This is a genomic window from Pseudomonas rustica, assembly GCF_049959085.1.
In the GTDB taxonomy this organism is placed as follows: Bacteria; Pseudomonadota; Gammaproteobacteria; order Pseudomonadales; family Pseudomonadaceae; genus Aquipseudomonas; species Aquipseudomonas rustica.
In genome coordinates this window covers 3611601-3635433 of the sequence record NZ_CP188200.1, presented here as the reverse complement: position 1 = coordinate 3635433, position 23833 = coordinate 3611601, and the positions used below count along the sequence as shown (strand labels likewise).

18 protein-coding genes are annotated in these 23833 nt (G+C 58.9%); 8 read left to right on the top strand and 10 right to left on the bottom strand.

What is annotated here, in order from left to right; translation table 11 throughout:
- The first annotated feature begins 127 nt into the window (after window positions 1–127).
- Window positions 128–295: a hypothetical protein gene (locus ACP3TY_RS16370; RefSeq protein WP_007914082.1), complete on the top strand. Its 168-nt coding sequence runs from the start codon at window positions 128–130 to the stop codon at window positions 293–295.
- A gap of 147 nt (window positions 296–442) precedes the next feature.
- On the opposite strand, the gene ACP3TY_RS16365 is transcribed toward ACP3TY_RS16370, so the two are convergent.
- Together ACP3TY_RS16365 and ACP3TY_RS16360 are read right to left on the bottom strand one after the other, a co-directional pair.
- Window positions 443–877 carry a DUF6896 domain-containing protein gene (locus ACP3TY_RS16365; protein ID WP_053116855.1) on the bottom strand — a complete coding sequence of 145 codons (435 nt, stop codon included), beginning with the start codon at window positions 875–877 and terminating at the stop codon, window positions 443–445.
- A complete protein-coding gene (locus ACP3TY_RS16360; protein ID WP_426617997.1) occupies window positions 874–5652 on the bottom strand; it encodes an RHS repeat-associated core domain-containing protein in 4779 nt (1592 codons plus the stop codon). Before ACP3TY_RS16360 ends, ACP3TY_RS16365 begins: the two co-directional genes overlap by 4 nt.
- A 243-nt stretch (window positions 5653–5895) precedes the next feature.
- Here ACP3TY_RS16360 and ACP3TY_RS16355 point away from each other — a divergent pair, with 243 nt between their 5' ends.
- The gene (locus tag ACP3TY_RS16355; protein WP_212550377.1) at window positions 5896–6591 is read left to right on the top strand and encodes an HAD-IA family hydrolase; all 696 of its coding nucleotides are present in this window, start codon (window positions 5896–5898) and stop codon (window positions 6589–6591) included.
- Window positions 6592–6665: 74 nt separating this feature from the next.
- On the opposite strand, the gene ACP3TY_RS16350 is transcribed toward ACP3TY_RS16355, so the two are convergent.
- Window positions 6666–7412 carry a 3-oxoacyl-ACP reductase family protein gene (locus tag ACP3TY_RS16350; RefSeq protein ID WP_426617996.1) on the bottom strand — a complete coding sequence of 249 codons (747 nt, stop codon included), beginning with the start codon at window positions 7410–7412 and terminating at the stop codon, window positions 6666–6668.
- Window positions 7413–7539: 127 nt separating this feature from the next.
- Here ACP3TY_RS16350 and ACP3TY_RS16345 point away from each other — a divergent pair, with 127 nt between their 5' ends.
- Window positions 7540–8466 carry a LysR family transcriptional regulator gene (locus tag ACP3TY_RS16345; RefSeq protein WP_426617995.1) on the top strand — a complete coding sequence of 309 codons (927 nt, stop codon included), beginning with the start codon at window positions 7540–7542 and terminating at the stop codon, window positions 8464–8466.
- Window positions 8467–8598: 132 nt separating this feature from the next.
- Here the strand turns inward: ACP3TY_RS16345 and ACP3TY_RS16340 are convergent, their stop codons facing one another.
- The 3 genes from ACP3TY_RS16340 to ACP3TY_RS16330 form a co-directional block, all read right to left on the bottom strand.
- The gene (locus ACP3TY_RS16340) at window positions 8599–9327 is read right to left on the bottom strand and encodes an aspartate/glutamate racemase family protein (RefSeq protein ID WP_159815281.1); all 729 of its coding nucleotides are present in this window, start codon (window positions 9325–9327) and stop codon (window positions 8599–8601) included.
- Between the two features lie 55 nt (window positions 9328–9382).
- Entirely contained in the window at window positions 9383–10921 is a 1539-nt protein-coding gene (locus ACP3TY_RS16335) for an NCS1 family nucleobase:cation symporter-1 (RefSeq protein ID WP_400648593.1), read from the bottom strand.
- Between the two features lie 527 nt (window positions 10922–11448).
- Window positions 11449–12189 (bottom strand): phosphoadenylyl-sulfate reductase, encoded by a 741-nt coding sequence (locus ACP3TY_RS16330; RefSeq protein WP_129391383.1) that lies wholly within the window; start codon window positions 12187–12189, stop codon window positions 11449–11451.
- Between the two features lie 164 nt (window positions 12190–12353).
- On the opposite strand from ACP3TY_RS16330, the gene thrH reads away from it, so the two are divergent.
- The gene (gene thrH, locus ACP3TY_RS16325) at window positions 12354–12971 is read left to right on the top strand and encodes a bifunctional phosphoserine phosphatase/homoserine phosphotransferase ThrH (RefSeq protein WP_016986256.1); all 618 of its coding nucleotides are present in this window, start codon (window positions 12354–12356) and stop codon (window positions 12969–12971) included.
- Window positions 12972–13177: 206 nt separating this feature from the next.
- On the opposite strand, the gene pabB is transcribed toward thrH, so the two are convergent.
- The 4 genes from pabB to ACP3TY_RS16305 form a co-directional block, all read right to left on the bottom strand.
- Complete coding sequence (pabB, locus tag ACP3TY_RS16320; RefSeq protein WP_426617994.1) at window positions 13178–14521, bottom strand: aminodeoxychorismate synthase component I; 1344 nt, start codon at window positions 14519–14521, stop codon at window positions 13178–13180.
- Between the two features lie 269 nt (window positions 14522–14790).
- Window positions 14791–15777 (bottom strand): alpha-L-glutamate ligase-like protein, encoded by a 987-nt coding sequence (locus ACP3TY_RS16315; protein WP_053116864.1) that lies wholly within the window; start codon window positions 15775–15777, stop codon window positions 14791–14793.
- The gene (locus ACP3TY_RS16310) at window positions 15777–17312 is read right to left on the bottom strand and encodes an inactive transglutaminase family protein (protein ID WP_159815415.1); all 1536 of its coding nucleotides are present in this window, start codon (window positions 17310–17312) and stop codon (window positions 15777–15779) included. The genes ACP3TY_RS16315 and ACP3TY_RS16310 overlap by 1 nt, the downstream gene beginning before the upstream one ends.
- Window positions 17313–17317: 5 nt before the next feature.
- Window positions 17318–17854 (bottom strand): ATP-dependent zinc protease family protein, encoded by a 537-nt coding sequence (locus ACP3TY_RS16305; RefSeq protein ID WP_053116866.1) that lies wholly within the window; start codon window positions 17852–17854, stop codon window positions 17318–17320.
- A 347-nt stretch (window positions 17855–18201) separates the two neighbouring features.
- On the opposite strand from ACP3TY_RS16305, the gene ACP3TY_RS16300 reads away from it, so the two are divergent.
- The 4 genes from ACP3TY_RS16300 to acnD all read left to right on the top strand — a co-directional run bounded on the left by ACP3TY_RS16300 (window position 18202) and on the right by acnD (window position 23805).
- Window positions 18202–18924 (top strand): GntR family transcriptional regulator, encoded by a 723-nt coding sequence (locus ACP3TY_RS16300; protein WP_172680069.1) that lies wholly within the window; start codon window positions 18202–18204, stop codon window positions 18922–18924.
- Window positions 18921–19811, top strand: a complete 891-nt coding sequence (gene prpB / locus ACP3TY_RS16295; protein ID WP_007916432.1) for a methylisocitrate lyase — start codon at window positions 18921–18923, stop codon at window positions 19809–19811. The genes ACP3TY_RS16300 and prpB overlap by 4 nt, the downstream gene beginning before the upstream one ends.
- 96 nt (window positions 19812–19907) lie before the next feature.
- Window positions 19908–21035 (top strand): bifunctional 2-methylcitrate synthase/citrate synthase, encoded by a 1128-nt coding sequence (gene prpC, locus ACP3TY_RS16290; RefSeq protein WP_426617993.1) that lies wholly within the window; start codon window positions 19908–19910, stop codon window positions 21033–21035.
- 175 nt (window positions 21036–21210) lie between these two features.
- The gene (acnD, locus tag ACP3TY_RS16285; protein ID WP_212550383.1) at window positions 21211–23805 is read left to right on the top strand and encodes a Fe/S-dependent 2-methylisocitrate dehydratase AcnD; all 2595 of its coding nucleotides are present in this window, start codon (window positions 21211–21213) and stop codon (window positions 23803–23805) included.
- The last annotated feature ends 28 nt before the right edge of the window (window positions 23806–23833 follow it).

Genomic DNA, 23833 nt, shown 5'->3' with positions numbered 1-23833 from the left:
TTGATGTAATGGTTTAACGGAAACCCGGCGTTTTGCCGGGTTTTTCGTATTTGCCGGTCAGACGCTGGAACGATTGGCTGCAGGACTTTTCGAACGTCTACACTCCCCGGAAATGATGAGGTTTGCCATGACTCCTGAAACTGAAGGCAAGGAAGAGAAAGGCTCTAGTGGGCTGCCGTTTATCAATGATCCGGGGAATGAGGATCCGGGATCGCTGATGGATGATGCGACGGTGCCGCTGAATGATTCGGATGAGGCGGATATGGAGTATGAAGAGGATGAGGATGAGCAGTGACTGTTCTGCGAGTCGAACCTGATATTGCGTTGAGCTCTATAGGGCCTAGGATTTTAGGCCCTTTGGTTCTGGAAACTAGTTAACGACCATAAGGTTGATAGCAGCTAAGGCTTGTAGAAGGATGAATGGACGTTGACGAACAGATTTTTACCTGTGCTCAGTTGATTCAGATTTACTGAGGATGTAAAGATTGTCCGAGGCTGACATCTTCTCTATTCGACCAAGTGCGATGTATTCGTTAAATTCGTTCTCAACTATTTTTTGGTCACAGTATTTTTTATATTTCAATGGTCTATCACTAGCGTAAATGTATAGCCGCCACACATCGAAGCCGTCGATTCTATCATTTGATCCGTAATCGAAATCCACTGATTCCGAAGGGAAGTGAATAGCGCATCCGATACCGTGGAGCTCGTATTCAACTCCATTTGTTATTTCTCCACAGCGTTCGATTTGTTTGCTCCGCCAAAGTCTTAAAATATTGCGGGTGCCAAATTTTTTACGTAATAGCTCCGTGCCGTAGTCTACTTTCGAAAGAAAGTCGGTAATTAGCTCTTCAAGCGACGTGTCGGTATTTTTCATCTTCTTCTGTGATGCTCCAGTCGGTCGTGCCCTACATTTTCAGCAGATTCGATTACTTCTTCGATAGTGTTAAGGGTGCCCTTGTGTTCTCTGATGTTGGTGATCAATTGCATAGTTATCGGCGTTGCTGTTTGTCTTGCAGCTGCTGCACGGTGGTGTCCATCCAGAATATAAAGGGTGCCTTGATATTCCGCTACGTCTATGGGAAAGCTACTGTCGTATCCATCAGCTCGCATTTTTTTTCCTAAATCTTCGACCCGTTTAGTTGATCCTTTTCCCGAGATTGCATGTGTACGCTTCAATGGTTTTGGGTCAACACCATGGATCAAACTTGGTAATTGCGGGTCGCCTTCGCCTACCTTAGCCTCACCAATCCCCCCCGGCACCTCACACCCAGGCCTATTAGGCGGCGGACAATTGGAGTTCAACCCCAACGGATCCACCCACCCAATCGGATTCGGCGTGTACTGGTACTGATTCAACCCGCCCCCCAGCTTCACCGGATCCGGCGTCAGATACCGCCCCAACCTCGGGTCGTAAAACCGATGCCGGTTGTAGTGCAGCCCACTTTCCGCATCGAAATACTGCCCCTGAAACCGCAGCGGCTGATCCAGGTACTCATCACCCGCCAACGTCACCGCCGCGACTTTCCCGTAGGCGTCGTACTGCGCCGACCAAACGATTTCCCCGCTGTAATCGGTCAGCTCCAGCGGCGTGCCGAGGTGGTCGTTCTGGTAGTAAAACGGGCAGGCCTTTTTCGGGCCTTTGCCGTCGAGCAGCGCGAGCGGGCGGAAGGTGCCGGGTTCGTAGACGTAGCTGCGGTATTCGGTATCGCTGCTTTCAGCGACTAGGTTGTCGCCTTGCCAGAAGAATTCGGTGGTGGCGCCGTCGACGGTTTTGCTGATGCGTCTGCCGAAGGCGTCGTAGCGGTAAGACGCGGCGTTACCGTCAGGGCGAGTCAGGCCGATCAGGCGGTGCTGGCAGTCGTAGCGGTATTCGGTGACAAGTTTGTGCGCTGTGCCGCGACGTTCGCGGATCAGGTTGCCGAAGGCGTCGTAGTCGTAATGGCGGTCACCCTGCATCAACAGGCGGTTGCCTTTGATTTGGCTCGGGCCGGGGCGATCCTGCATGAGCAGGTTGCCAGCGGGATCGTGGGCGTAGGTTTCCGGGAGTTCGTCGCGGGAGTGGCGGACGCGGATCAAGCGGTCGAGGGTGTCGTAGCCGTAGGTGCGTTGGCCGTGGCGGGTGTCGGCGATGTACGACAGGTTGCCGTTGGCGCTGTAGGCATAATCGCGGCGATACATCGAATCGCGTTTATGGCCCACGGCATGGGCGAGCAGTCGGCCCTGTTCGTCGTAGGAGTATTCGCTGAGGAGCAGGCCTTGCTCGCGTCGTTGTTCGCGACCGGACTGGTAGACGTGGCGGGTGAGTGGGGCGCCGTTGAGGTCGATGCCGGCGAGGGCGCCACCCTTGGCGTGTTGATAGTCGAGTTTGCTGTTGTCCGGCAAACGCATGCTTTTGAGCTGACCGCAGGCGTCGTAGGCATAGCGCAGAGTGCCCCAGCCCTGATGCTCGGTGATCAGCCGATCCTGGCGGTCGTATTCGAAGGCCAGCGGATGGTTCTGGCCATCATCGACGCTAGTCAGGCGCCCTAACGGGTCGTACTGATAACTGACCTTCACCCCATCCGGCAGGGTTTTCACCAGCAGACGCCCACCGCCATCGCGCTCATAAGCGGTGACTAGCCGAGAGTCGTCATCACCGAACTCGGTCTTTTCCAGCAGGTGACCGTTGAGGTCATAGACATAAGCCGTGCGCCGACCGTCGAAACCGGTTTCCTCTCGGATTAATCCGGTGGGCGTGTAGTCCAGCCGATATTTCTCACCCGACTCGTTTTCGATCTCCGTGAGCAACAGTTGCGCGTGGTCGTAGCGATATTGAATCCGCGTGCCGTCGTGGTTAATGCGGCGGGAAACCAAATGCAGGTCATCGTCGTATTCATACCGGGTGATATGCCCCAGCTCATCACGCTCGGCGGTGACTTGCCCGTACGCGCCATAGCTGTATGCACACGTGGCACCCGTAGGAAAAGTCGTCTGAACCAGTCGGCCAACGGCGTCCCACTGCTGTCGCGTAACGGCGCCATGTTGATCAACCGTGGTCGTCCGCCGTCCCAAAGCATCGTAGGAAAAACGCCGTACGCCACCCTCAGGCAACGTTTCTTCAACCAGTTGGCCAAGATCATTCCAGGCCAGCAGATGACGGCTGGTGTCCGGATAACGGATCGAAACCAGTTGGCCGCGAACGCTGTAGTAGTAATGAGTCACCTGCCCGTCAGGATCGACAGCCTCGGTGATGTCGCCCTCGGCATTGCGCCGATAAATCCACACCGCATCGCCACGCGAACGCCGATGCAGGAAACCATTGCGATACTCGTAGGACGTTGGCGCATCCGCTGCCGGAATCAGCGCGATCAGTCGTCCGACATCGTCATAGCGGTACTCGGTGACAGAACCCAAAGCATCCTGTTCTGCGATCAACCGTCCCTGATCGTCGTAGGCCTTGAGCTGCTCGCCACCATCCGCCTCAACCTTACGCACCAGTCGCGCACGGTCATCGTGGACATAAACCTCTTCGGTGCCATCGACGTACTGCACCGCGACACTGCCGTCGTCATCCCAGACATAACGCGTGTCCATCTGCGAAAACGACGCCCAGTGCCGCACGCAACGCGCAGCCTTGCCGGCTCTTTCCCACTCCCAGAAAAAACTCGCACCACCGGTCAGCTGTCGCTGCAGGATGACGTGCGCATCGTCGTAGTCGTAGCGCTCGCTTTCATCTAATGCATTGGTCGCCGCCAACAAGCGCTGACGCGCGTCGTGGCAATAGCGAACAAGGATTTGCTCCGTCGCCCATTCAGCGTTTTGCAAACTTTGGTAATCGACCGCGATGAGTTGCGCGCGGTCGTAACGCAGCAATAAGGAGCGACCTGCACCGTTATCCAGTCGCTGAACCCTGTCAGACCGATCGCGATGTACCGTCAGTCGATTGCCATAGGCATCGCTGATCGACGTCAGACGCCCGGCCCGAAAGTGGTAAAACCGCGCCGTTTCCCCAGCCAGCGCTAGGATCAATTCCTCCGGTTCATTCCCGAGAAAAATTGCTGCCCGCGACAAACTGTTGTGAATAGAAGGCCGCTCAACATTCGGCAGCGGAAACCGTGTGCGCCTATTCTCGTGATCGACCCAAACAACCGAGTCGCCATCAAATTCCAGCCGATGCGCCAGCGAATGGCTCCAGCCAAACCCCAGGCCGACATCGATTTCCACCGCACTGGTGCGATACAACCGGGTGAACTCAAACGGCAACACGCCATCAAGCACGCCATCGGTCAGCGTCAGCAGTTCCTCGCCCGTGACCATCGACACCGGACAGCCGTTGGTGCAGGTACGCGGTACACAATCAGCGCTGTCCCCATTAGGATTTTTCGCCTGATCCGAAGCGTCATCGTGAGGCTCATGACGCTCCATACGCGTATTGCCATGTGCCTTGTCCCGCGCAATCGGCGCCGGGTTTGGCACCGTCAACACCACTTCATCTGCCTGCCGAATGTTCAGCAGAATCGACGGCGTCGGCTTCAACGGCACATCACGCGCACTCAGCATCAACGGTCTCAGCGCGCCCGCATGCTGGGTCAGCTCCGGCGCAGAGGTCAGTTCAGCCAGGCGCAACGCCGAGGCCGCCAGCCATTCCCGCGCCCGTGGCGATTTGATCTTCGCCAGCACTTTGCTGCTCAAGCGCAGCGGCACGCCGACGCCACCCGACACGCGCATCAGCAGGAAACTGATCAACAGTTCGACGCGCACCTCAGCCACGACTTCGGCCAGGTACTGCGGCGGCAGCATCTTCAGCCAACTGGTGAACGCGGCCAGATGAATGAACATCAGCGGCTCATCGCTGAGCATCAGCAACGCATTGGCAATCGCGTCGCTGGAGGTTTGCAGCAGGGCTTCAAGCTCGGCGGCGCTGAGGTATTCCAGGAGCTTTTCGCTGTTGGCCTGCAGATCGGCGAGGAGGGCGAACAGTTGCTTGATGTCGTCCCAGACACCGTTCAGCGCTTTCTCGAAACCGCGCCAATCCGCCTGTTGCAACTGCCGGTAACGGTCAGAAAATCCGGCGTTGGAAAACTCCGCCCACAACGGTTGAAAACCTGTCCACTCGGCACGCAACCAGCGTTCGAGGTCGTCGAGAATGCTTTCGTAGGAGTCATACAACTCACGAACATGCGCAGTGGAAACATCGGGAAAGAAGGTGATGCGATAACGCTGGCCCCGATCGCAATCGGTCACCTGCAATATCCCGCTCGGGCCGATCGTATGGCGCAGCGCTTCGCCGAAGGTCAGGACACCGCCGACGTCGCCAATCACCGGTTCGAGCGTCACCGGGGTGTTGCCGATCGGTACGAAGCGGGCGGCTTCGAACATGTGCACCAAGGTCAAAGATCCGCTGGCGGGGCACATGACTACGGATGAGCTGATCGGTTTGCGGGATTTGATCGGGGCGCTGAGGCGTACGTCATTACCGACGCTGAACACCTGCTCGACATCCAGCGCTGTGCCCGTCCAGTACTGTTCGGCCCAGGCTTCGTAATTATTGAGGCACAGGCGAAATTCGCCGATCAGGGTTTCGAAATCCGGGTGATCCGGGTTCAGTGCGGCAACTATCAGCAGGCCAATGCTGTTGTTCAGGGCCAGTAGCCGATCGGGTTGAAACATTCGCAGTCGCTCGCGCACATCAAGGAGGAGCACGGACTTTGCGGGGGATCAGTAAGGAAAGAAGTCGGCCAAGTAGGTGATGCCTGTAGGACGTTTCGCTAAATATTCGCGAGTAGTTCATCGGCGCAACAGACATTGCCCGTTGCTCAATGTCTGTCGCGCTCGTTATGCTGCTGAACCCTTTAATCAGATCCGAGCAGCGGCGCGATGCCGCCTGGGATGTCTTTGAAAACGGATCCGATGATGAATGCACCGCTGAAGGCGTTCGGCCCGATCAAGGCCGTGATTTTCGATATGGACGGTTTGCTGCTCGACACCGAAGGCATTTACACCGAGGTCACGTCGCTGATTGCCCAGCGCTACGGGCGCACCTTCGACTGGAGCGTCAAACAGAACATCATCGGTCGCGGTGCCAACGATCTGGCCAATTACGTGGTGCAGGCGCTGGATCTGCCGATCACCGCCGAAGAGTTCTTGGAGATCCGCGAGCCGTTGATGCGTGAGCGTTTCCCGAAAGCGCAGGCGATGCCGGGCGCCGAGGAGCTGATTCGGCACCTCAAGGCGCACAACATTCCGATCGCGGTGGGCACCAGTTCGTCGCGTCAGTCGTTTGGTCAGAAAACCACGCTGCATCAAGACTGGTTTGCGCTGTTCGACTTCATTGTTACCGCCGACGATCCGGAAGTCGGTGCGGCGAAACCGGCGCCGGATATCTTCCTCACCGCAGCGCGACGTCTGGGCGTCGCGCCTGAGGATTGTCTGGTGTTCGAGGATTCGCCGTTTGGCGTGACCGCAGCGAAAGCCGCCGGCATGACCGCGATTGCGATTCCGGACGCCGCCATGGCTGATGAAAAATACGCACACGCGGACGGGATTCTTCGTACGTTGAAAGCCTTCACCCCGAGTGCCTGCGGTTTACCGGCGCTGGAATGGGCGTAAACGCTTGAGACAAAAAAACGCCGCCGCTCTGTGAAAAGAGCGGCGGCGTTTTTCGTTACGGCGACTTGGAAATATCAGGCGCCAAAACCACCGTCGATGGTCAGGCTGGCACCGGTGATGTAACCGGCTTCCGGGCCTGCCAGGTAGGCGACGAAGCTGGCGATTTCTTCGGCTTTACCGTAGCGGCCGACGGCCATCAGCGGGATCAGGCTTTCGGCGAAGTCGCCGTGCGCCGGGTTCATGTCGGTGTCGACCGGGCCAGGTTGCACGTTGTTGACGGTGATGCCGCGCGGGCCAAGGTCGCGGGCCAGGCCTTTGGTCAAACCGACCAGTGCCGACTTGCTCATCGCATACACACCGCCGCCGGCGAAGGGCATGCGGTCGGCGTTGGTGCTGCCGATGTTGATGATGCGCGCCCCTTCGCCCATGTGTTTGGCGGCTTCTTGCGAAGCGATGAACACGCTGCGAATGTTGATCGCCACGGTCTGGTCGAAGTCTTCCAGTTTGAAGTCTTCCAGCGGTGCGACCGCCAGCACTCCGGCGTTGTTGACTAGAATATCGACGCGTCCAAACGCTTCGACGGTGGCGCTAACGGCGTGGCGGATGGCGGCGGCGTCGGCGCTGTCGGCCTTGATCGCCAAGGCTTTGCCACCGTTGGCGGTGATGCTGTTTTGCAACTCTTCGGCTTTGGCGATGGAGCTGACGTAAGTGAAGGCTACTGCAGCGCCTTCAGCGGCCAGACGTTTGACGATGGCAGCGCCGATACCGCGGGAACCGCCTTGAATCAGAGCGACTTTACCGCTGAGGTGTTGAGTGGTCATGTTCGATCTCCAGAGTGTTCAAGGCGGGAATGCCTTGGTATTGGTGGCGAGTATCGACTTGGTATCGACAACTGTGTAGACCATGATTGCTATAGTCTGTGTAAACCAGAAGTTTATAGTGGCGATCATGGAAACCTTTAGCAGCATCGAATGCTTCGTGCGCAGTGCCGAGGTCGGCAGCTTTGCCGAGGCTGCACGGCGCTTGAGTCTGACCCCGGCGGCCGTTGGCAAAAGTGTTGCCAAACTTGAGGTGCGGCTCGGTGTGCGGCTGTTCCAGCGTAGTACACGCAGCCTGACGCTGACCGAGGCCGGGCAGCTGTTTTTGAATCAGGTCAGCGGCAGCCTGACCACCATTCAGAATGCCGTGGCCAATCTGTCCAGTGTCGAAGGGCTGCCGGCGGGAACGCTGAAAGTCAGCATGGGCGCCGCGTTTGGTTGTTTGCACATCGTGCCGATGCTCGGTGAGTTTTTGCAGCGATATCCAGCGATCAGTCCGGACTGGCATTTCGATAATCGCCAGGTCGATCTGATCGGGCAGGGGTTTGATGCGGCCATTGGTGGCGGCTTCGATCTGCCGCAGGGGGTGATCGCACGTAAGTTGAGCCCGGCGCACCGGATTTTGGTGGCGTCTGCCGATTATCTACAGGCCAATCCCGAGATCACCGAGCCGGACGATCTCAGCCATCACGACGGGATTCTGATCCGTTCGCCGCAAACCGGGCGCGTGCGTTCCTGGCAGTTGACCGGGCGCGATCCGCAGAACTGTCGGCCGTTGATGCTCAAGGCGCGCATGACCCTGAGCGATTCCGAAGCCGCGTGCGCAACGGCGGCGCAAGGGTTGGGGATTGCGTTGGTGAGCATGCCATTTGCGGTGGGGTATCTGGAGTCGGGGAGGTTGCAGCGGGTGTTGCCGGAGTGGTTTGTCGATGATGGCAATATTTCGGTCTACTACGCCGAGCATAAGTTGTTGCCGGGGAAAACCCGGGCGTTTGTGGATTTTTTGATTGAGCAGTTTGCGGAGCGGGGGTTGGCGCGGCGGTTTAGTGCTATTTGAGTAAGGCTTTAAACCGAGTTGTCCCGTTCGCGAGCAAGCTTGGCTCCTACAGGTTTTGTGTTGAATGCAAAATGGTGATTCGACACAAAACCTGTAGGAGCCGAGCCTGCTCGCGATGAACGATAACGCGGTCTACCGGGCAAACCGCCCCGGCCAGCCAATAATGTTCTTCGGCCGCGGCGTCGCATAAGTCCGCACCTTCGACGTCGACAACCCCAACCGCACCAGCGATTCCGCAATCGTCACTGCCGCCGTCACGCCATCCACCACCGGCACGCCGGTACGACGACGAATCTGCTCATCCAGCCCGGCCATGCCGCCGCAACCCAGGCAAATGACCTCGGCCTTATCCTGCGTCACCGCCAGTTCGGCCTGATGCACGATCGCTTCCAGCGCACGCTGCGGCTCGTGTTCCAGTTCCAGAACCGCCAAACCACTGGCTCGCACCGAAGCGCAACGATCCCACAGCCCCGACAATTTCAGCCGATCCTCGATCAGCGGCACGGTGCGATCCAGCGTCGTCACCACCGAGTACGCGTGGCCGAGAAACATTGCCGTACTCGCCGCCGCATCGGTGATGTCCACCACCGGCACGTTGAGCAATTCCTGCAAACCTTCGCGACCATGTTCGCCGTAACCGGCCTGAATCACCGCGTCGAACGGTTGGTCGTAGGCCATCACCCGATCCATCACGGCAATCGCGGCGAGGTAGCTTTCGAAGTTGCCTTCAATCGAGTCGGCGCCGAAAAACGGCGTCAAGCCAACGATCTCGGTACCCGGTGACGCGACGGCCTGCGCCGAGCGGGCGATGGCTTGGGTGATGGACTCGGTGGTGTTGACGTTGACCACGAGAATACGCATGGGAAATCCTTATAGCGGGCAGTTCTGCGGCCCGACATCCGGGCCGCGAGGGAAATTAATGGCAGACGTTGTCGACCGCGATGGACTCGCCGCTGACGTCGGCGTAGTGCGCTTCGCGTTTGGCGATGATCAGGTAGAGCATTCCGGCGATGCCGGCACCGATCAGCCAGGAGAACGGCGAGACACTATGGAAGCCCGGCACCAGCGCCAGCACGATGGCGATCAGCGCCGCTGGAATGAACGCGGCAACGGCGCGCAGGTTGATGCCACGGCTGTAGTAATAAGCGCCGTTCGGGTCTTCGCTGTAGAGCTGCGGCACGTTGATCCGGCCTTTGCGGATCAGCCAGTAGTCGACCATGATCACCCCGTACAACGGGCCGAGCAGGGCGCCGAGGCCGGACAGGAAATACACGATCACCAGCGGGCTGTTGTAGAGATTCCACGGCAGGATCAGCACGGCGATGGTTGCGCTGATCAGCCCGGCGCGGCGGAAGGTCAGGTATTTCGGCGCCAGGTTACTGAGCACGAAAGCCGGGGCGACGAAGTTGGCCATGATGTTCACCGCCACGGTGACGATCAGGAACGCCAGGCAACCGAGCACCAGAAAGAACGTGTTGGGAATTGAGGCGATGATTTCGGTCGGGCTTTCGATGATTCGGCCATTGATCTGAAATTGCGCGCCACAGAGCAGGACGGTAATCGCAGCGAACACCAGAATATTCACCGGCAAACCCCAGAAGTTTCCTACCTTGATGGTCTTGCGGCATGGCGAAGAGCGGGCGAAGTCACAGAAATTGAGGATCAACGTGCCGTAGATCGCCAGCCACAATGCGCCGCCAGCAAAGATGTTGCGCCACATCTCGCCACCGGTCAGCGGATCGCGGGTCGACCAGGCGATGGTCGCGTTGGCCTGGAAGTACATCCATGCGGCAAGCGCGGCAACGGTCAGCAGAATCACCGGCCCGGCGAACGCCTCGTAACGACGCACCATTTCCATGCCGTAGGCGAGAATCGCCAGTTGCACGAACCAGATCGCCACGAACGATGCCCAACCCAGCGTCGACAGCCCGAGAATCGAGTTGTGGTCGTATTCGGCGAAACCGGGATGCACTGCCGTGAGCAGCACTCGTAGGACTACTGACGCCAGATACGTCTGAATGCCGAACCAGGCGATGGCGATAACCGCCCGGATCAATGCAGGAATTTGTGCACCGTGAATGCCGAAACTGATCCGGCTGATCACCGGAAACGGCACCCCGGTTTTTTGCCCCATGTAACCGGACAGGTTCATGAAGAAGTACACCAGCGCCGCGCCGATCCCCAGCGACAACAAAATCTGCCAGCCACCCAGGCCCAACGCGTATAAGCCGATGGCGAAGGAATAGTTGGCGATGTTGTGCACGTCGTTCGTCCACAGGGCGAAGATGCTGTATTTGCCCCAGCGTCGACCTTCGGCCTTGGTTGGCGCGAGGTCGCTGTTGTGCAGGCGGGGGCTCAGTTGTAACGGTTCGGCCAGACCGTCATAGGACGACGGTTGATCGAGGGCAGAGGCGGGCAGATTCAGCGCGATGTTATTGGAGAGACTTGTACGCATTCCGGCAGGCTCCTGATGTTCAGCGCCGCGATGACTGTGCTTAAGCCGTCAGGCTCGACAAATCTTCGTCGTGGCAGTGAAACATCACTGGTTACGGGGCATCTGCAGCCTGTACGGGATAGGGCGCTTCAGGCTTGCGGATCGAAAGTGTGTTTATGTTTTGCAGTTTTGTATACAAAACATGTATGCACTAAAGCCAGATTTGTGCCAGTTACTGATCTATGGACGGCGTTGCTCATTTCGAAAAGTTATCGAGGAGCGCTAAGTGACTGAAATGTGGTGATTAAAAATTGACCGATTGAACAGGTATTTATTTTCGGTGGGGGATTTGGGCGGGGAGCAAAAGCGTGGGGATTTCGGAGGGGATGTAACCTTTCAGGGCGCGGAAACAAAAAAGTGCACACACAAATGGCACCGATGGTGACATTCGTGTGTACACATTTTTTCAAGATCAAAAGATCGCAGCCTGCGGCAGCTCCTACATGGGAATGCGGTCACCTGTAGGAGCTGCCGCAGGCTGCGATCTTTTAGCTGTTGGACTTACTGATGATATTCCCCGCATGCAGCCCGCATTCTTTCTGCGTCGCTTCTTCCCACCACCAGCGTCCTTCGCGCTCGTGCTGATTTGGCAGGACAGGGCGGGTGCACGGTTCGCAGCCGATGCTGATGAAACCGCGTTCATGCAGGCTGTTGTACGGCAGCTCGAGCATGCGGATGTAACCCCAGATCTCTTCGCTGGTCATCTGCGCCAGCGGGTTGAACTTGTACAGGGTGCGTTCCGGCGTGGAGAACGCCGTGTCGATTTCCATCGCTGCCACGGCACTGCGCGTGCCAGGGCTCTGGTCGCGGCGCTGGCCGGTGGCCCAGGCTTTGACGCCGGATAGTTTGCGCCGCAGCGGTTCGATTTTGCGGATCCCACAGCATTCGCCGTGGCCGTCCTTGTAGAAACTGAACAGGCCTTTTTCCTTCACGAACGGTTCCAGTTTCGTGTAGTCCGGCGACACCAGTTCGATGTCGATCTTGTAGTGCTCGCGCACTTGATCGATGAAGCGGTAGGTCTCCGGGTGCAGGCGGCCGGTGTCGAGGCTGAACACCTTGACGTTCTTGTTGAGCTTCCAGGCCATGTCCACCAGCACCACATCCTCGGCGCCGCTGAAAGATATCCACAGGTCATCGCCGAACTCGGCAAAGGCGAGCTTGAGAATGTCTTGCGCGGATTTGTTGGCATAGGTCGTGGCGAGTTCCACGACGTCGAACGTTGCACTCATCAGGGCGGCTTCCTACAGGTCGGTGGCGCTGGGCGCTCTATATGGGGCCGATGGTAACAAAAAGCTGCGCGGCTCGGGGCGCGCTGTGCGTTGCGCGAGTGGATTTGAGTCGCTAGAGTTCGGCCTCGCTCGACTCAAATAATCAATACAAACGGGAGTGTCTTGTGGAAATTGCTTGCCTGGATCTTGAAGGGGTGTTGGTGCCGGAAATCTGGATCGCTTTCGCCGAAAAAACCGGAATCGATTCCCTCAAGGCCACCACCCGGGACATTCCCGATTACGACGTGCTGATGAAGCAGCGTCTGCGCATCCTCGACGAACACGGCTTGAAGCTCTCCGACATTCAGGAAGTGATCGCCACGCTGAAGCCGCTGGACGGCGCGGTGGAGTTCGTCAACTGGCTGCGCGAGCGCTTTCAGGTGGTGATTCTGTCGGATACGTTTTATGAGTTCTCGCAGCCGCTGATGCGCCAACTGGGGTTCCCGACGTTGCTGTGCCATCGTCTGATCACTGACGAAACCGGGCGGGTGACCAGCTATCAGTTGCGCCAGAAAGATCCGAAGCGTCAGTCGGTGCTGGCGTTCAAGAGCCTGTACTACCGGGTGATTGCGGCGGGGGATTCGTATAACGATACGACGATGCTGGGCGAGGCGGATGCGGGGATTCTGTTTCATGCGCCGGAGAATGTGATTCGCGAGTTTCCGCAGTTTCCGGCGGTGCATACCTTTGCTGAGTTGAAGCAGGAATTCCTTAAGGCCTCCAACCGGGATTTGAGTTTGTAATGAATACCCCTGTAGGAGCTGCCGAAGGCTGCGATCTTTGCTTTTAAAGATCAAAAGATCGCAGCCTTCGGCAGCTCCTACAGGGTTGATGATCGTTCCCACGCTCTGCGTGGGAATGCCTCAACGGACGCTCCGCGTTCGGCTTTGGATGGGACGCCGAGCGTCCCGGGATGCATTCCCACGCGGAGCGTGGGAACGATCATTACTCAGAGGTTTTGCAGGGTTTCGAGGAGGATTCTGACTTTGGTGATCGACTCCTGATACTCAGCCTGCCAGTCCGAATCGGCAACAATCCCGCCACCGCCCCAGCAGCACACCTGCCCATCCTTGACCAACAGACTGCGAATCGCGATGGAGCTGTCCATCTCGCCGCGCACGTCCAGGTACAGCAACGAACCGCAATACAACCCGCGCCGGGTCGGCTCCAGCTCATCAATGATCTGCATTGCACGAATCTTCGGTGCGCCGGTGATTGAGCCGCCGGGGAAGCTGCCGGCGATCAAATCCAGTGCATCGCGATCATCCGCCAGTTCGCCGGTGACGCTGCTGACCAAGTGATGCACGTTCGGATAGCTTTCGAGACTGAATAACTCCGGTACCCGCACCGAACCAATGCGGCAAGTGCGGCCGAGGTCGTTGCGCAGCAGGTCAACGATCATCAGGTTTTCCGCGCGATCCTTGGGGCTGGCCAGCAGTTCGGCGGCGTTGGCGGCATCTTCGGCTGGGGTCAGGCCTCGGGGGCGGGTGCCTTTGATTGGGCGGGTTTCCACTTGGCGCTGGCTGACTTTGACGAAGCGCTCCGGCGACAGGCTTAACACCGCGCCACCGTCAGGCAGGCTCTGGAAACCGGAGAACGGCGTCGGGCAGGCTTCGCGCAATGCGCAATAGGCCAGCCACGGATCGCCTTGGCACTCAGCGCGGAAGCGTTGAGCGAAGTTGACCTGATAGCAATCGCCGGCCTGGATGTAATGTTGAATGCGTTCGAAGGCCTGACGGTAATCGTCGGCCGAGAGGTCGGCGGCCATCGGGTCGTTGAGCTTGAACGGGGTTAAAGCACTAACGACCGGCTGCGTGAACAACAAAATCAGCCGCTGTTTCTCGCTGTCGATCACGGACGGGTGAAAGACCAATTGGCTGGTTGACGTCTGGTGATCGCTGATCAGCGCCCAGTTGTACAGGCCGAAATGTGCGTCAGGCAATTGCAGATCATCGCGGGCCTGGCTTGGCAGGTTTTCCAGATGCCGGCCGAAGTCGTAGCTGAGGTGACCGATCAAGCCGCCGGCGAATGGCAACTCGAAACCCAACGGTAAATCCGCCTCGCCCAAGTGCTGCAAATTGTCGCGCAACCGCTGGAGGAAATGACTGCCGCTCTCGTCCGGCAACACCGCCAATTGTTCCAGCGGCCAGGCGCTGAGCAGGTCGTAACGGCCACGGTCGGCACTCGGCCGGCCACTGTCGAGCAGCACGGCGCCGGGCGCGTTGCGGATGGCCGCGAAATAGTCGGCGGGATTGGCACGGTAGGGCAGCGGGTGTACGGAACAGGTCAACATGGGCGGGGCAGATCGGCCGTTGAGGCGGGGTGGGGATTGTAGTCCTCTCCGATGCCAGATCAAAGTCAAAAGCCACCCCCTCACCCCAGCCCTCCCGAAACGTCGGACCGCCCCCAAGGGGGCGAGGGGAAAGGGAGCAGATCGGGGTTTTACTGATCGTTCCCACGCTCTGCGTGGTAACGCCGCCATGGACGCTCTGCGTCCACTGTGACGCGGAGCGTCACGGGATGCATTCCCACGCAGAGCGTGGGAACGATCATCGGGGGAGATCAGCCTTCGACGGCGGGAATATGCCCAAACATTTCCTGAGTAAACGCTACCCGCTCTTCAGCCGTCTCGACCACCCCACGCGCCTTCAGCTCTTCCAGCCGTGCCTCAACCGCGTGCGTGCGCAACGTCAGCCCACAGTCGTTAGCAATCTGAATATTCAACCCCGGCCGCGCATTCAGCTCCAGAATCAGCGGGCCTTTCTCCTGATCCAGCACCATATCCACGCCGATATACCCCAACCCACACAGCTCATAACAGCCCGCCGCGAGTTTCATGAAACCGTCCCAGTAGGGCAGTTGCACGCCGTCCACCGCGTTGGTGGTGTCGGGGTGTTTGGTGATGATGTTGTTCAGCCAGGTGCCGCGCAGGGTCAGACCCGTCGCCAGATCGACACCGACGCCAATCGCGCCCTGGTGCAGGTTGGCCTTACCGCCGGATTGCCGGGTCGGCAAACGCAACATCGCCATCACCGGATAACCCATCAGCACAATGATGCGGATGTCCGGCACGCCTTCATAACTGATGCTTTTGAAGATCTGATCCGGGGTCACGCGGTATTCGATCAGCGCACGGTCGCGGTGGCCACCCAGCGAATACAGGCCAGTAAGAATGCTCGAGATGTGGTGCTCAAGCTCTTCGTGGTCAACGATCTTGCCCGACACCGTGCGATAACGGCCTTCGAAACGGTCGGCGACGACGATGATGCCGTCACCGCCGGCGCCCTGCGCCGGTTTGATCACGAAGTCGCTGCGCCCGCCGATGATCTCGCCGAGCTTGTCGATTTCCTTCTCGGTGGAAATCACGCCATACAATTCCGGCACGTGAATGCCGGCCTCGATCGCACGTTCCTTGGTGATGATCTTGTCATCGACGATCGGGTACAGGCTGCGCTTGTTGTACTTGAGCACGTAGTCGGCGTTACGCCGATTGATGCCCATGATGCCGCGCGCTTCCAGCGCCTTCCAGGTCTTCCAGAAACCGAACATCAGGCGTCAGCCTTCTTCAGGAAAGCCTTGAAACGCACCAGTTCGGTCAGGCGGTAGCCGCGATAACGACCCATCGCCAGCATGAAGCCGACCAGAATCAGCAGGATCGCCGGGAAGGTGAACACGAAGTACACCAGCTCCGGCACGGTCATGATCAGGTGCGCCAGGGACGCCGCGAACAGCGTGCCAATGGCGACTTTCATCGCATGGCTGGCGCCGCGTTCTTCCCAGGTGATCGACAGGCGTTCGATGGTCATGGTCAGAATCACCATCGGGAACAGCGCCACGGACAAGCCGCGCTCCAGGCCGAGTTTATGGCTGAACAGACTGATCGCCGCGATCAACACCACGACAAACGTCAGCACCACCGAGAGTCGCGGCAGCATTTGCAGCTTCAGGTGTTCCAGATAGGAACGTAATGACAGGCCCAGCGCCGTGATCACGGTAAACAGCAGAATGCCGAAGCCCAGTTGCGTCTCGCGGAAGGCGAGGGCGATCAGTACCGGGGTGAATGTGCCGAGGGTTTGCAGGCCGATCAGGTTGCGCAGGATCAGGATCACCAGCACGCCGATCGGGATCATCACCATGATCATGAACGTTTGCTGAGTTTGCAGCGGCAAGCCGTACAGCGAGTATTCGAGGAAGTTGGCGTCGGTGTTTTCGTCGGTCAGCTTGGCCAGACGAATTGCGTTCATCTCGCTGTTGTTCAGGCTGAAAGTCACGTTGGCTTTTTTGCCGCCGTCGACGGTGATCAGGTTTTCATCGCCGGTCCACCACAGCAGGCGGTCGGTCGGCAGGCCTTGCTCGCCGGTTTCCGGGTTGAAATACAGCCAGTCGTTGCCGTTGAAGCTGCGCAGCCACAGTTCGGGCATTTGCGGTTGATCAGCGACGAGGCGGATGGTGTGGACTTTTTCCACCGGTACGTGGGCGATGGACAGCAGCAATTCGACGATTTTGGCTTTGTGCGCAGTCGACGGATCGCCGGCCAGCAGCAGTTTCACGTTGTCATCGTTGAGGTTGTTGACGCGTTTGATCGCTTCGCCGATGAAGGTCTCGACGTCGGCGGAGTGTTGGCGGATCGGTGCGAGCAGGGCCTCGGCAGCGATTTTTTCCGGGCCTTCGATGGCGATGCTGTCGCGGAAAGTCGGGCCTTTGACCTTGGATTTTTCCGCGGTGTAACGCTTGGTCAGCACCAGACGGTAATAAAGGGTCTGGTTGCCCTTGGCGCGACGTGCCGACCAGGTGACCTTGCGGTTGCCGTCGACTCGATTCACCGCGACGCCGTAGTTATTGGAAATAAAACTCTCATTCAGGCTGACGTAATCGCGGCTCAGCGGCGGTACGAACATCTGGATCTTTACCGGATCCTTGGTGCTGGCGACGAACTCGACTTTGGCGTCGATGTTCCACAGGTCGTCGGTCGCATCTTCGGTCACCGGGATGCCGAGTACGAAAATCTGATAGGCCGTAACCGAAACGCCCAGTAACACCAAAATGGTGATCAGGATTTTCAGGTGGAAGGTTAGAGAACGCATGGAAATTACTCGGCGGTATGAGCGGCGATGGTGCAGGCGGGTTTGCCGGCAGCGTATTTAAGACTGGGGTCGACCAGCGCGTCGAAGCGTTTCAACGCTTCGGAGCCGATCAAAAGCGGGTATTGGAACGCACTTCGGTCGGTCAGGTTCACTTCGATGCTGCGCATCGCCGTGCCCATGCAGATATCCAGCTCGATTACCGGACGGGCGGTGTACTTCTTGCCTTCTTCCGGGTCGTAGTCGCCAGCGCGGCGTTTGATTTTGCTGACGCGGGCCAGTGGCCGTTCGATCGGGTGCGAATGCGCGGCGTCGATCGCCAGGTAGAAACGTACCCAGGACTCACCGTTGCGTTTAAAGCGTTTGATGTCGCGGGCACTTAGCGAGGCGGTTTTCGCGCCGGTGTCGAGTTTGGCCGCGACTTCGAGATTGATGCCGTCAAGCGAAGCGTATTCGTTGAGGCCGTACACGGTTTTTTCCCCCGCGGCGGCGAGGCCGGGCAGGCAAAACAGGGCAAAGAATGTGGGAAAAGGCTTGAGTCTCATAAATCCTGGTGCGCAGCGTTCCGTGGTCGGTTCAGGTGCCTGGCAAGACTTGCGCAAGCGCCTGCGTGTGCCTGGCAGCTTTTTATGACAAGCCGTACAAATGGCCAGCAAATGCGGGCGGCATTCTAGCACGGTGGTTTTATGGCGCCAGCGCTGGGGGCGGTCTATACAAGATCCAAAGATCGCAGCCTGCGGCAGCTCCTACACTGATCCCTGTAGGAGCTGCCAAAGGCTGCGATCTTTTAAGGTTATTAGACGATTGTCGACAATACCCATTTATCCTTTGACTGATTCGGCTGAATTAGCTAGTTTTTGCCGCATTGGATTTAAAGGTGTCGACAATCATGCTGGATCAACTCGATCCCCCCGTCATCAACGGTGACGATTCCGAGACGCTCTCGGAAAACGTCTTCCGGCGTATTCAGGCGGCCATCGTCAAAGGCGAGATCGCCCCGGGCAGCAAAATCTCCGAGCCGGAACTGGCGCGCACTTACGGCATCAGCCGTGGACCGTTACGTGAGGCGATTCACCGTCTCGAAGGCCAGCGGTTGCTGGTACGCGTCCCGCATGTCGGCGCGCGCGTGGTTTCGCTCAATCATGCCGAGCTGATCGAACTCTACGAAATCCGCGAATCCCTCGAAGGCATGGCCTGCCGTCTAGCGGCCGAACGCATGAGCGTCGAAGAAATCGACGAACTGCGCCGGGTGCTGGAAACCCACGAGCGCGACGCCGCGTTTCAGGCCGGCGTCGGCTACTACCAGCAAGAAGGCGATTTCGACTTTCACTACCGGATCATTCAGGGCAGCGGCAACCGCACGCTGACCCAAATGCTCTGCGGCGAGCTGTATCAACTGGTGCGCATGTACCGCATCCAGTTTTCCACCACGCCGAACCGCCCACGCCAGGCCTTTGCCGAACACCACCGGATTCTCGATGCCATCGCCGACCGTGACGGCGAGCTCGCGGAATTGTTGATGCGCCGCCACATCGGCGCCTCGAAACGCAACATCGCCCGTCATTACCAGGACGGCGCCCACAATAAGACAGCCACTGAACGAGGTGAGTCATGAGTTCCAAGCACAGCACTCCAGGCCAGCGTTTCCGCGATGCGGTCGCCAGCGAGCATCCATTGCAAGTGGTCGGCGCGATCAACGCCAACCACGCGCTGCTGGCCAAGCGCGCCGGTTTCAAGGCGATCTACCTGTCCGGTGGCGGGGTGGCCGCAGGCTCGCTCGGCGTGCCGGATCTGGGCATCACCGGTCTGGATGACGTGCTCACCGACGTGCGCCGCATCACCGACGTTTGCGATCTGCCGCTGCTGGTCGATGTCGACACCGGTTTCGGCTCGTCGGCGTTCAACGTGGCGCGCACGGTGAAGTCGATGATCAAGTTCGGCGCGGCGGCGATTCATATCGAGGATCAGGTGGGCGCCAAGCGCTGTGGCCACCGTCCTAATAAAGAGATCGTCAGCCAGCAGGAAATGGTCGACCGCATCAAAGCCGCCGTCGATGCGCGCACCGATGACAGCTTTGTGATCATGGCGCGTACCGATGCGCTGGCGGTGGAAGGTCTGGAATCGGCACTGGATCGCGCTGCCGCGTGCATCGAGGCTGGCGCTGACATGATCTTTCCGGAAGCCATCACCGAGCTGGAGATGTACAAACTGTTCGCCAACCGCGTGAAAGCGCCGATCCTGGCCAACATCACCGAGTTCGGCTCGACGCCGCTGTACACCACCGAGCAACTGGCCGGCGCCGACGTGTCGCTGGTGCTGTATCCGCTGTCGGCGTTCCGCGCGATGAACAAGGCTGCGGAAAACGTCTACACCGCGATCCGCCGCGACGGCACGCAGCAGAATGTCATCGACACCATGCAGACTCGCATGGAGCTTTACGATCGTATTGATTACCACACGTTCGAGCAGAAGCTCGATGCGTTGTTTGCTGCGAAAAAATGAAGATCAAAAGATCGCAGCCTGCGGCAGCTCCTACAGTGCAACGAGGCTGCGATCTTTTCGCCACACTCCCTAACAAATTCAAGATTGGAGATAGAAATGGCCGAAGCAAAAGTACTCAGTGGCGCCGGGCTCCGTGGCCAGGTTGCCGGGCAAACCGCACTGTCCACCGTGGGCCAGGCCGGTGCCGGGCTGACCTATCGCGGCTACGACGTGCGCGAACTGGCAGCCGATGCGCAATTTGAAGAAGTCGCCTACCTGCTGCTCTACGGCGAGCTGCCAACCCAGGCGCAACTCGACGAATACCAAGGCAAGCTGAGCAAGCTGCGCGACCTGCCGCAAGCGCTGAAAGAAGTCCTCGAACGCATCCCCGCCGACGCCCACCCGATGGACGTGATGCGCACCGGCTGCTCGTTCCTTGGCAACATCGAACCGGAGAAAGATTTCTCCGAGCAGCGCGACAAAACCGACCGTTTGCTCGCCGCATTCCCGGCGATCATGTGCTACTGGTATCGCTTCAGCCACGACGGCAAGCGCATCAACTGCGTCAGCGATGAGCCAACCATCGGCGGCCACTTCCTGCACCTGCTGCACGACAAGAAGCCGAGCGAACTGCACGTCAAAGTCATGAACGTGTCGCTGATCCTTTACGCCGAGCACGAATTCAACGCCTCGACCTTCACCGCCCGCGTTTGCGCCTCGACGCTGTCCGATCTGTATTCCTGCGTCACTGCAGCCATCGGTTCGCTGCGCGGTCCGTTGCATGGCGGCGCCAACGAGGCGGCGATGGAAATGATCGAGCGCTTCTCGTCGCCGGAAGACGCGATCAAAGGCACCCTCGGCATGCTCGAGCGCAAAGACAAGATCATGGGCTTCGGCCACGCGATCTATAAGGACAGCGACCCGCGCAACGAAGTGATCAAAGGCTGGGCGAAACAGCTGGCTGATGAAGTCGGTGACAAAGTGTTGTTCCCGGTTTCCGAAGCCATCGACAAGACCATGTGGGAACAGAAAAAACTCTTCCCGAACGCCGATTTCTACCATGCCTCGGCGTACCACTTCATGGGTATTCCAACCAAGCTGTTCACGCCGATCTTCGTCTGCTCGCGCCTGACCGGCTGGGCCGCGCACGTGTTCGAACAGCGCGCCAACAACCGCATCATCCGCCCAAGCGCCGAGTACATCGGCGTCGAACAGCGCAAGTTCGTGCCAATCGAACGTCGCTGAATGGTGAGTGCCAACTCCTGAGCGCAAACCCTGTAGGAGCTGCCGAAGGCTGCGATCTGTTGATCTTTATCTTGAAAACAAAGATCAAAAGATCGCAGCCTTCGGCAGCTCCTACAGGGGGGATCGGCGAGAAGGCATCACCCTTTGAAATTACCGTGACCCGAGTCCTGACCCGATGAACACAGAATTCCGCAAAACCCTGCCCGGCAGCCCTCTGGATTATTTCGACGCCCGCGCGGCGGTCGAAGCGATTCAGCCCGGCAGTTACGACACCCTGCCGTACACCTCCCGCGTGCTGGCGGAAAACCTCGTGCGTCGCTGCGACCCGGCCACGCTCACCGATTCCCTCAAGCAACTGATCGAACGCAAACGCGACCTCGATTTCCCGTGGTTTCCGGCGCGTGTGGTCTGCCACGACATTCTCGGCCAGACCGCGCTGGTCGACCTCGCTGGTCTGCGCGACGCGATCGCGTTGCAGGGTGGCGACCCGGCGCAAGTCAACCCGGTAGTGCCGACGCAACTGATCGTTGACCATTCGCTGGCTGTCGAAGCCGGTGGTTTCGACGCTCAGGCGTTCGAGAAAAACCGCGCCATCGAAGACCGGCGCAACGAAGACCGCTTCCACTTCATCAACTGGACGAAAAAGGCCTTCAAGAACGTCGACGTGATCCCGCCGGGCAACGGCATCATGCACCAGATCAACCTGGAGAAAATGTCTCCGGTGATCCAGGTGCGTGAAGGCGTGGCGTTCCCCGACACTTGCGTTGGCACCGACAGCCACACGCCGCACGTTGATGCCTTGGGCGTGATCGCCATCGGTGTTGGCGGCCTCGAAGCCGAGAGCGTGATGCTCGGACGCGCGTCGTGGATGCGCCTGCCGGAAAGCGTCGGTGTTGAACTGACCGGCAAGCTGCAACCGGGCATCACCGCCACCGACATGGTGCTGGCGCTGACCGAATACCTCCGTAAACAGAAGGTCGTTGGCGCATGGTTGGAGTTCTTCGGCGAAGGCGCCGCTGCGCTGACCCTCGGCGACCGCGCAACCATCTCCAACATGGCCCCGGAATACGGCGCCACCGCAGCGATGTTCTACATCGATCAGCAGACCATCGATTACCTGAAACTCACCGGTCGTGAAGACCAGCAAGTGCAGCTCGTCGAGCAATACGCCAAGCTCACCGGCCTTTGGGCGGACAACCTGAAAGGCGCGCAATACGAGCGCGGTCTGACTTTCGATTTGTCCTCGGTGGTGCGCAACATGGCCGGCCCGAGCAACCCGCATGCTCGCGTCGCGACCTCGGATCTGGCAGCCAAAGGCATCTCCGGTCAGTGGGAAGACGTCCCCGGGCAAATGCCTGACGGCGCGGTGATCATCGCCGCCATCACCAGTTGCACCAACACCAGCAACCCGCGCAACGTCATCGCCGCCGGCCTGATCGCGCGCAACGCCAACAAGCTCGGCCTGACCCGCAAGCCGTGGGTGAAATCCTCGCTGGCGCCGGGTTCGAAAACCGTTGCGCTGTATCTCGACGAAGCGGGACTGACCACTGAACTGGAGCAGCTCGGTTTCGGCGTCGTCGCCTTCGCCTGCACCACTTGCAATGGCATGTCCGGTGCGCTCGATCCGGTGATCCAGCAAGAGATCATCGACCGCGATCTGTATGCGACTGCGGTGCTCTCGGGCAACCGCAACTTCGACGGCCGCATCCACCCGTACGCCAAGCAAGCGTTCCTCGCTTCGCCGCCGCTGGTGGTGGCTTACGCCATCGCCGGCACCATCCGTTTCGACATCGAAAAAGATGTGTTGGGCGTGGTCGACGGCAAGGAAATCCGCCTGAAAGACATCTGGCCAAGCGACGAAGAAATCGACGCCGTGGTGAAGTCTTCGGTTAAGCCTGAGCAATTCCGTCAGGTCTACATTCCGATGTTCGCCGTCCACGAAGACACCGGCCCGAAAGTCACGCCGCTGTACGACTGGCGCGAGATGAGTACCTACATTCGCCGTCCGCCGTACTGGGAAGGCGCGCTGGCCGGCGCGCGTCCGCTGAAGGGCATGCGCCCGCTGGCGGTGCTGCCCGACAACATCACCACCGATCACCTGTCGCCTTCGAACGCGATCATGCTCGACAGCGCCGCTGGCGAATACCTGGCGAAAATGGGCCTGCCGGAAGAGGACTTCAACTCCTACGCAACGCACCGTGGCGACCACTTGACCGCACAGCGCGCGACTTTCGCCAACCCGAAACTGTTTAATGAAATGGTCGTGGAAAACGGCAAGGTCAAACAGGGTTCGCTGGCGCGGGTCGAGCCGGAAGGCAAGGTCATGCGCATGTGGGAAGCCATCGAAACTTACATGGAGCGCAAACAGCCACTGATCATCATTGCCGGCGCCGATTACGGTCAGGGATCGTCCCGCGACTGGGCGGCGAAAGGCGTGCGTCTGGCCGGTGTCGAGGCGATTGCCGCTGAAGGTTTCGAACGCATTCACCGCACTAACCTGGTGGGCATGGGCGTGCTGCCGCTGGAGTTCAAAGCAGGCACCGACCGTCACACCCTGGCCATCGACGGCAGCGAAACCTACGACGTGATCGGCGAGCGCAAGCCGCGCGCGGATCTGACGCTGGTGATCCATCGCAAGAACGGCGAGCGTGTTGATGTGCCGGTGACTTGCCGTCTGGATACCGCTGAAGAAGTGTCGATCTACGAGGCCGGCGGCGTGTTGCAACGTTTCGCTCAGGACTTCCTTGAAGAGTCGGCGGTTGCCGTTTAAATCTACTGATGCAGGCGTGAGATCTCGG

Excerpts from the sequence above, each read along its gene's own strand:
- ACP3TY_RS16310 (WP_159815415.1), bottom strand. The coding sequence starts at position 17,312 with ATGCGTTCTCTAACCTTCCACCTGAAAATCCTGATCACCATTTTGGTG.
- ACP3TY_RS16315 (WP_053116864.1), bottom strand. The coding sequence starts at position 15,777 with ATGTTCGGTTTCTGGAAGACCTGGAAGGCGCTGGAAGCGCGCGGCATC.
- ACP3TY_RS16305 (WP_053116866.1), bottom strand. The coding sequence starts at position 17,854 with ATGAGACTCAAGCCTTTTCCCACATTCTTTGCCCTGTTTTGCCTGCCC.
- ACP3TY_RS16365 (WP_053116855.1), bottom strand. The coding sequence starts at position 877 with ATGAAAAATACCGACACGTCGCTTGAAGAGCTAATTACCGACTTTCTT.
- ACP3TY_RS16345 (WP_426617995.1), top strand. The coding sequence starts at position 7,540 with ATGGAAACCTTTAGCAGCATCGAATGCTTCGTGCGCAGTGCCGAGGTC.
- ACP3TY_RS16355 (WP_212550377.1), top strand. The coding sequence starts at position 5,896 with ATGAATGCACCGCTGAAGGCGTTCGGCCCGATCAAGGCCGTGATTTTC.
- acnD (WP_212550383.1), top strand. The coding sequence starts at position 21,211 with ATGAACACAGAATTCCGCAAAACCCTGCCCGGCAGCCCTCTGGATTAT.
- ACP3TY_RS16360 (WP_426617997.1), bottom strand. The coding sequence starts at position 5,652 with ATGTTTCAACCCGATCGGCTACTGGCCCTGAACAACAGCATTGGCCTG.
- pabB (WP_426617994.1), bottom strand. The coding sequence starts at position 14,521 with ATGTTGACCTGTTCCGTACACCCGCTGCCCTACCGTGCCAATCCCGCC.
- prpC (WP_426617993.1), top strand. The coding sequence starts at position 19,908 with ATGGCCGAAGCAAAAGTACTCAGTGGCGCCGGGCTCCGTGGCCAGGTT.
- prpB (WP_007916432.1), top strand. The coding sequence starts at position 18,921 with ATGAGTTCCAAGCACAGCACTCCAGGCCAGCGTTTCCGCGATGCGGTC.
- ACP3TY_RS16350 (WP_426617996.1), bottom strand. The coding sequence starts at position 7,412 with ATGACCACTCAACACCTCAGCGGTAAAGTCGCTCTGATTCAAGGCGGT.
- ACP3TY_RS16370 (WP_007914082.1), top strand. The coding sequence starts at position 128 with ATGACTCCTGAAACTGAAGGCAAGGAAGAGAAAGGCTCTAGTGGGCTG.
- ACP3TY_RS16335 (WP_400648593.1), bottom strand. The coding sequence starts at position 10,921 with ATGCGTACAAGTCTCTCCAATAACATCGCGCTGAATCTGCCCGCCTCT.
- ACP3TY_RS16340 (WP_159815281.1), bottom strand. The coding sequence starts at position 9,327 with ATGCGTATTCTCGTGGTCAACGTCAACACCACCGAGTCCATCACCCAA.
- ACP3TY_RS16330 (WP_129391383.1), bottom strand. The coding sequence starts at position 12,189 with ATGAGTGCAACGTTCGACGTCGTGGAACTCGCCACGACCTATGCCAAC.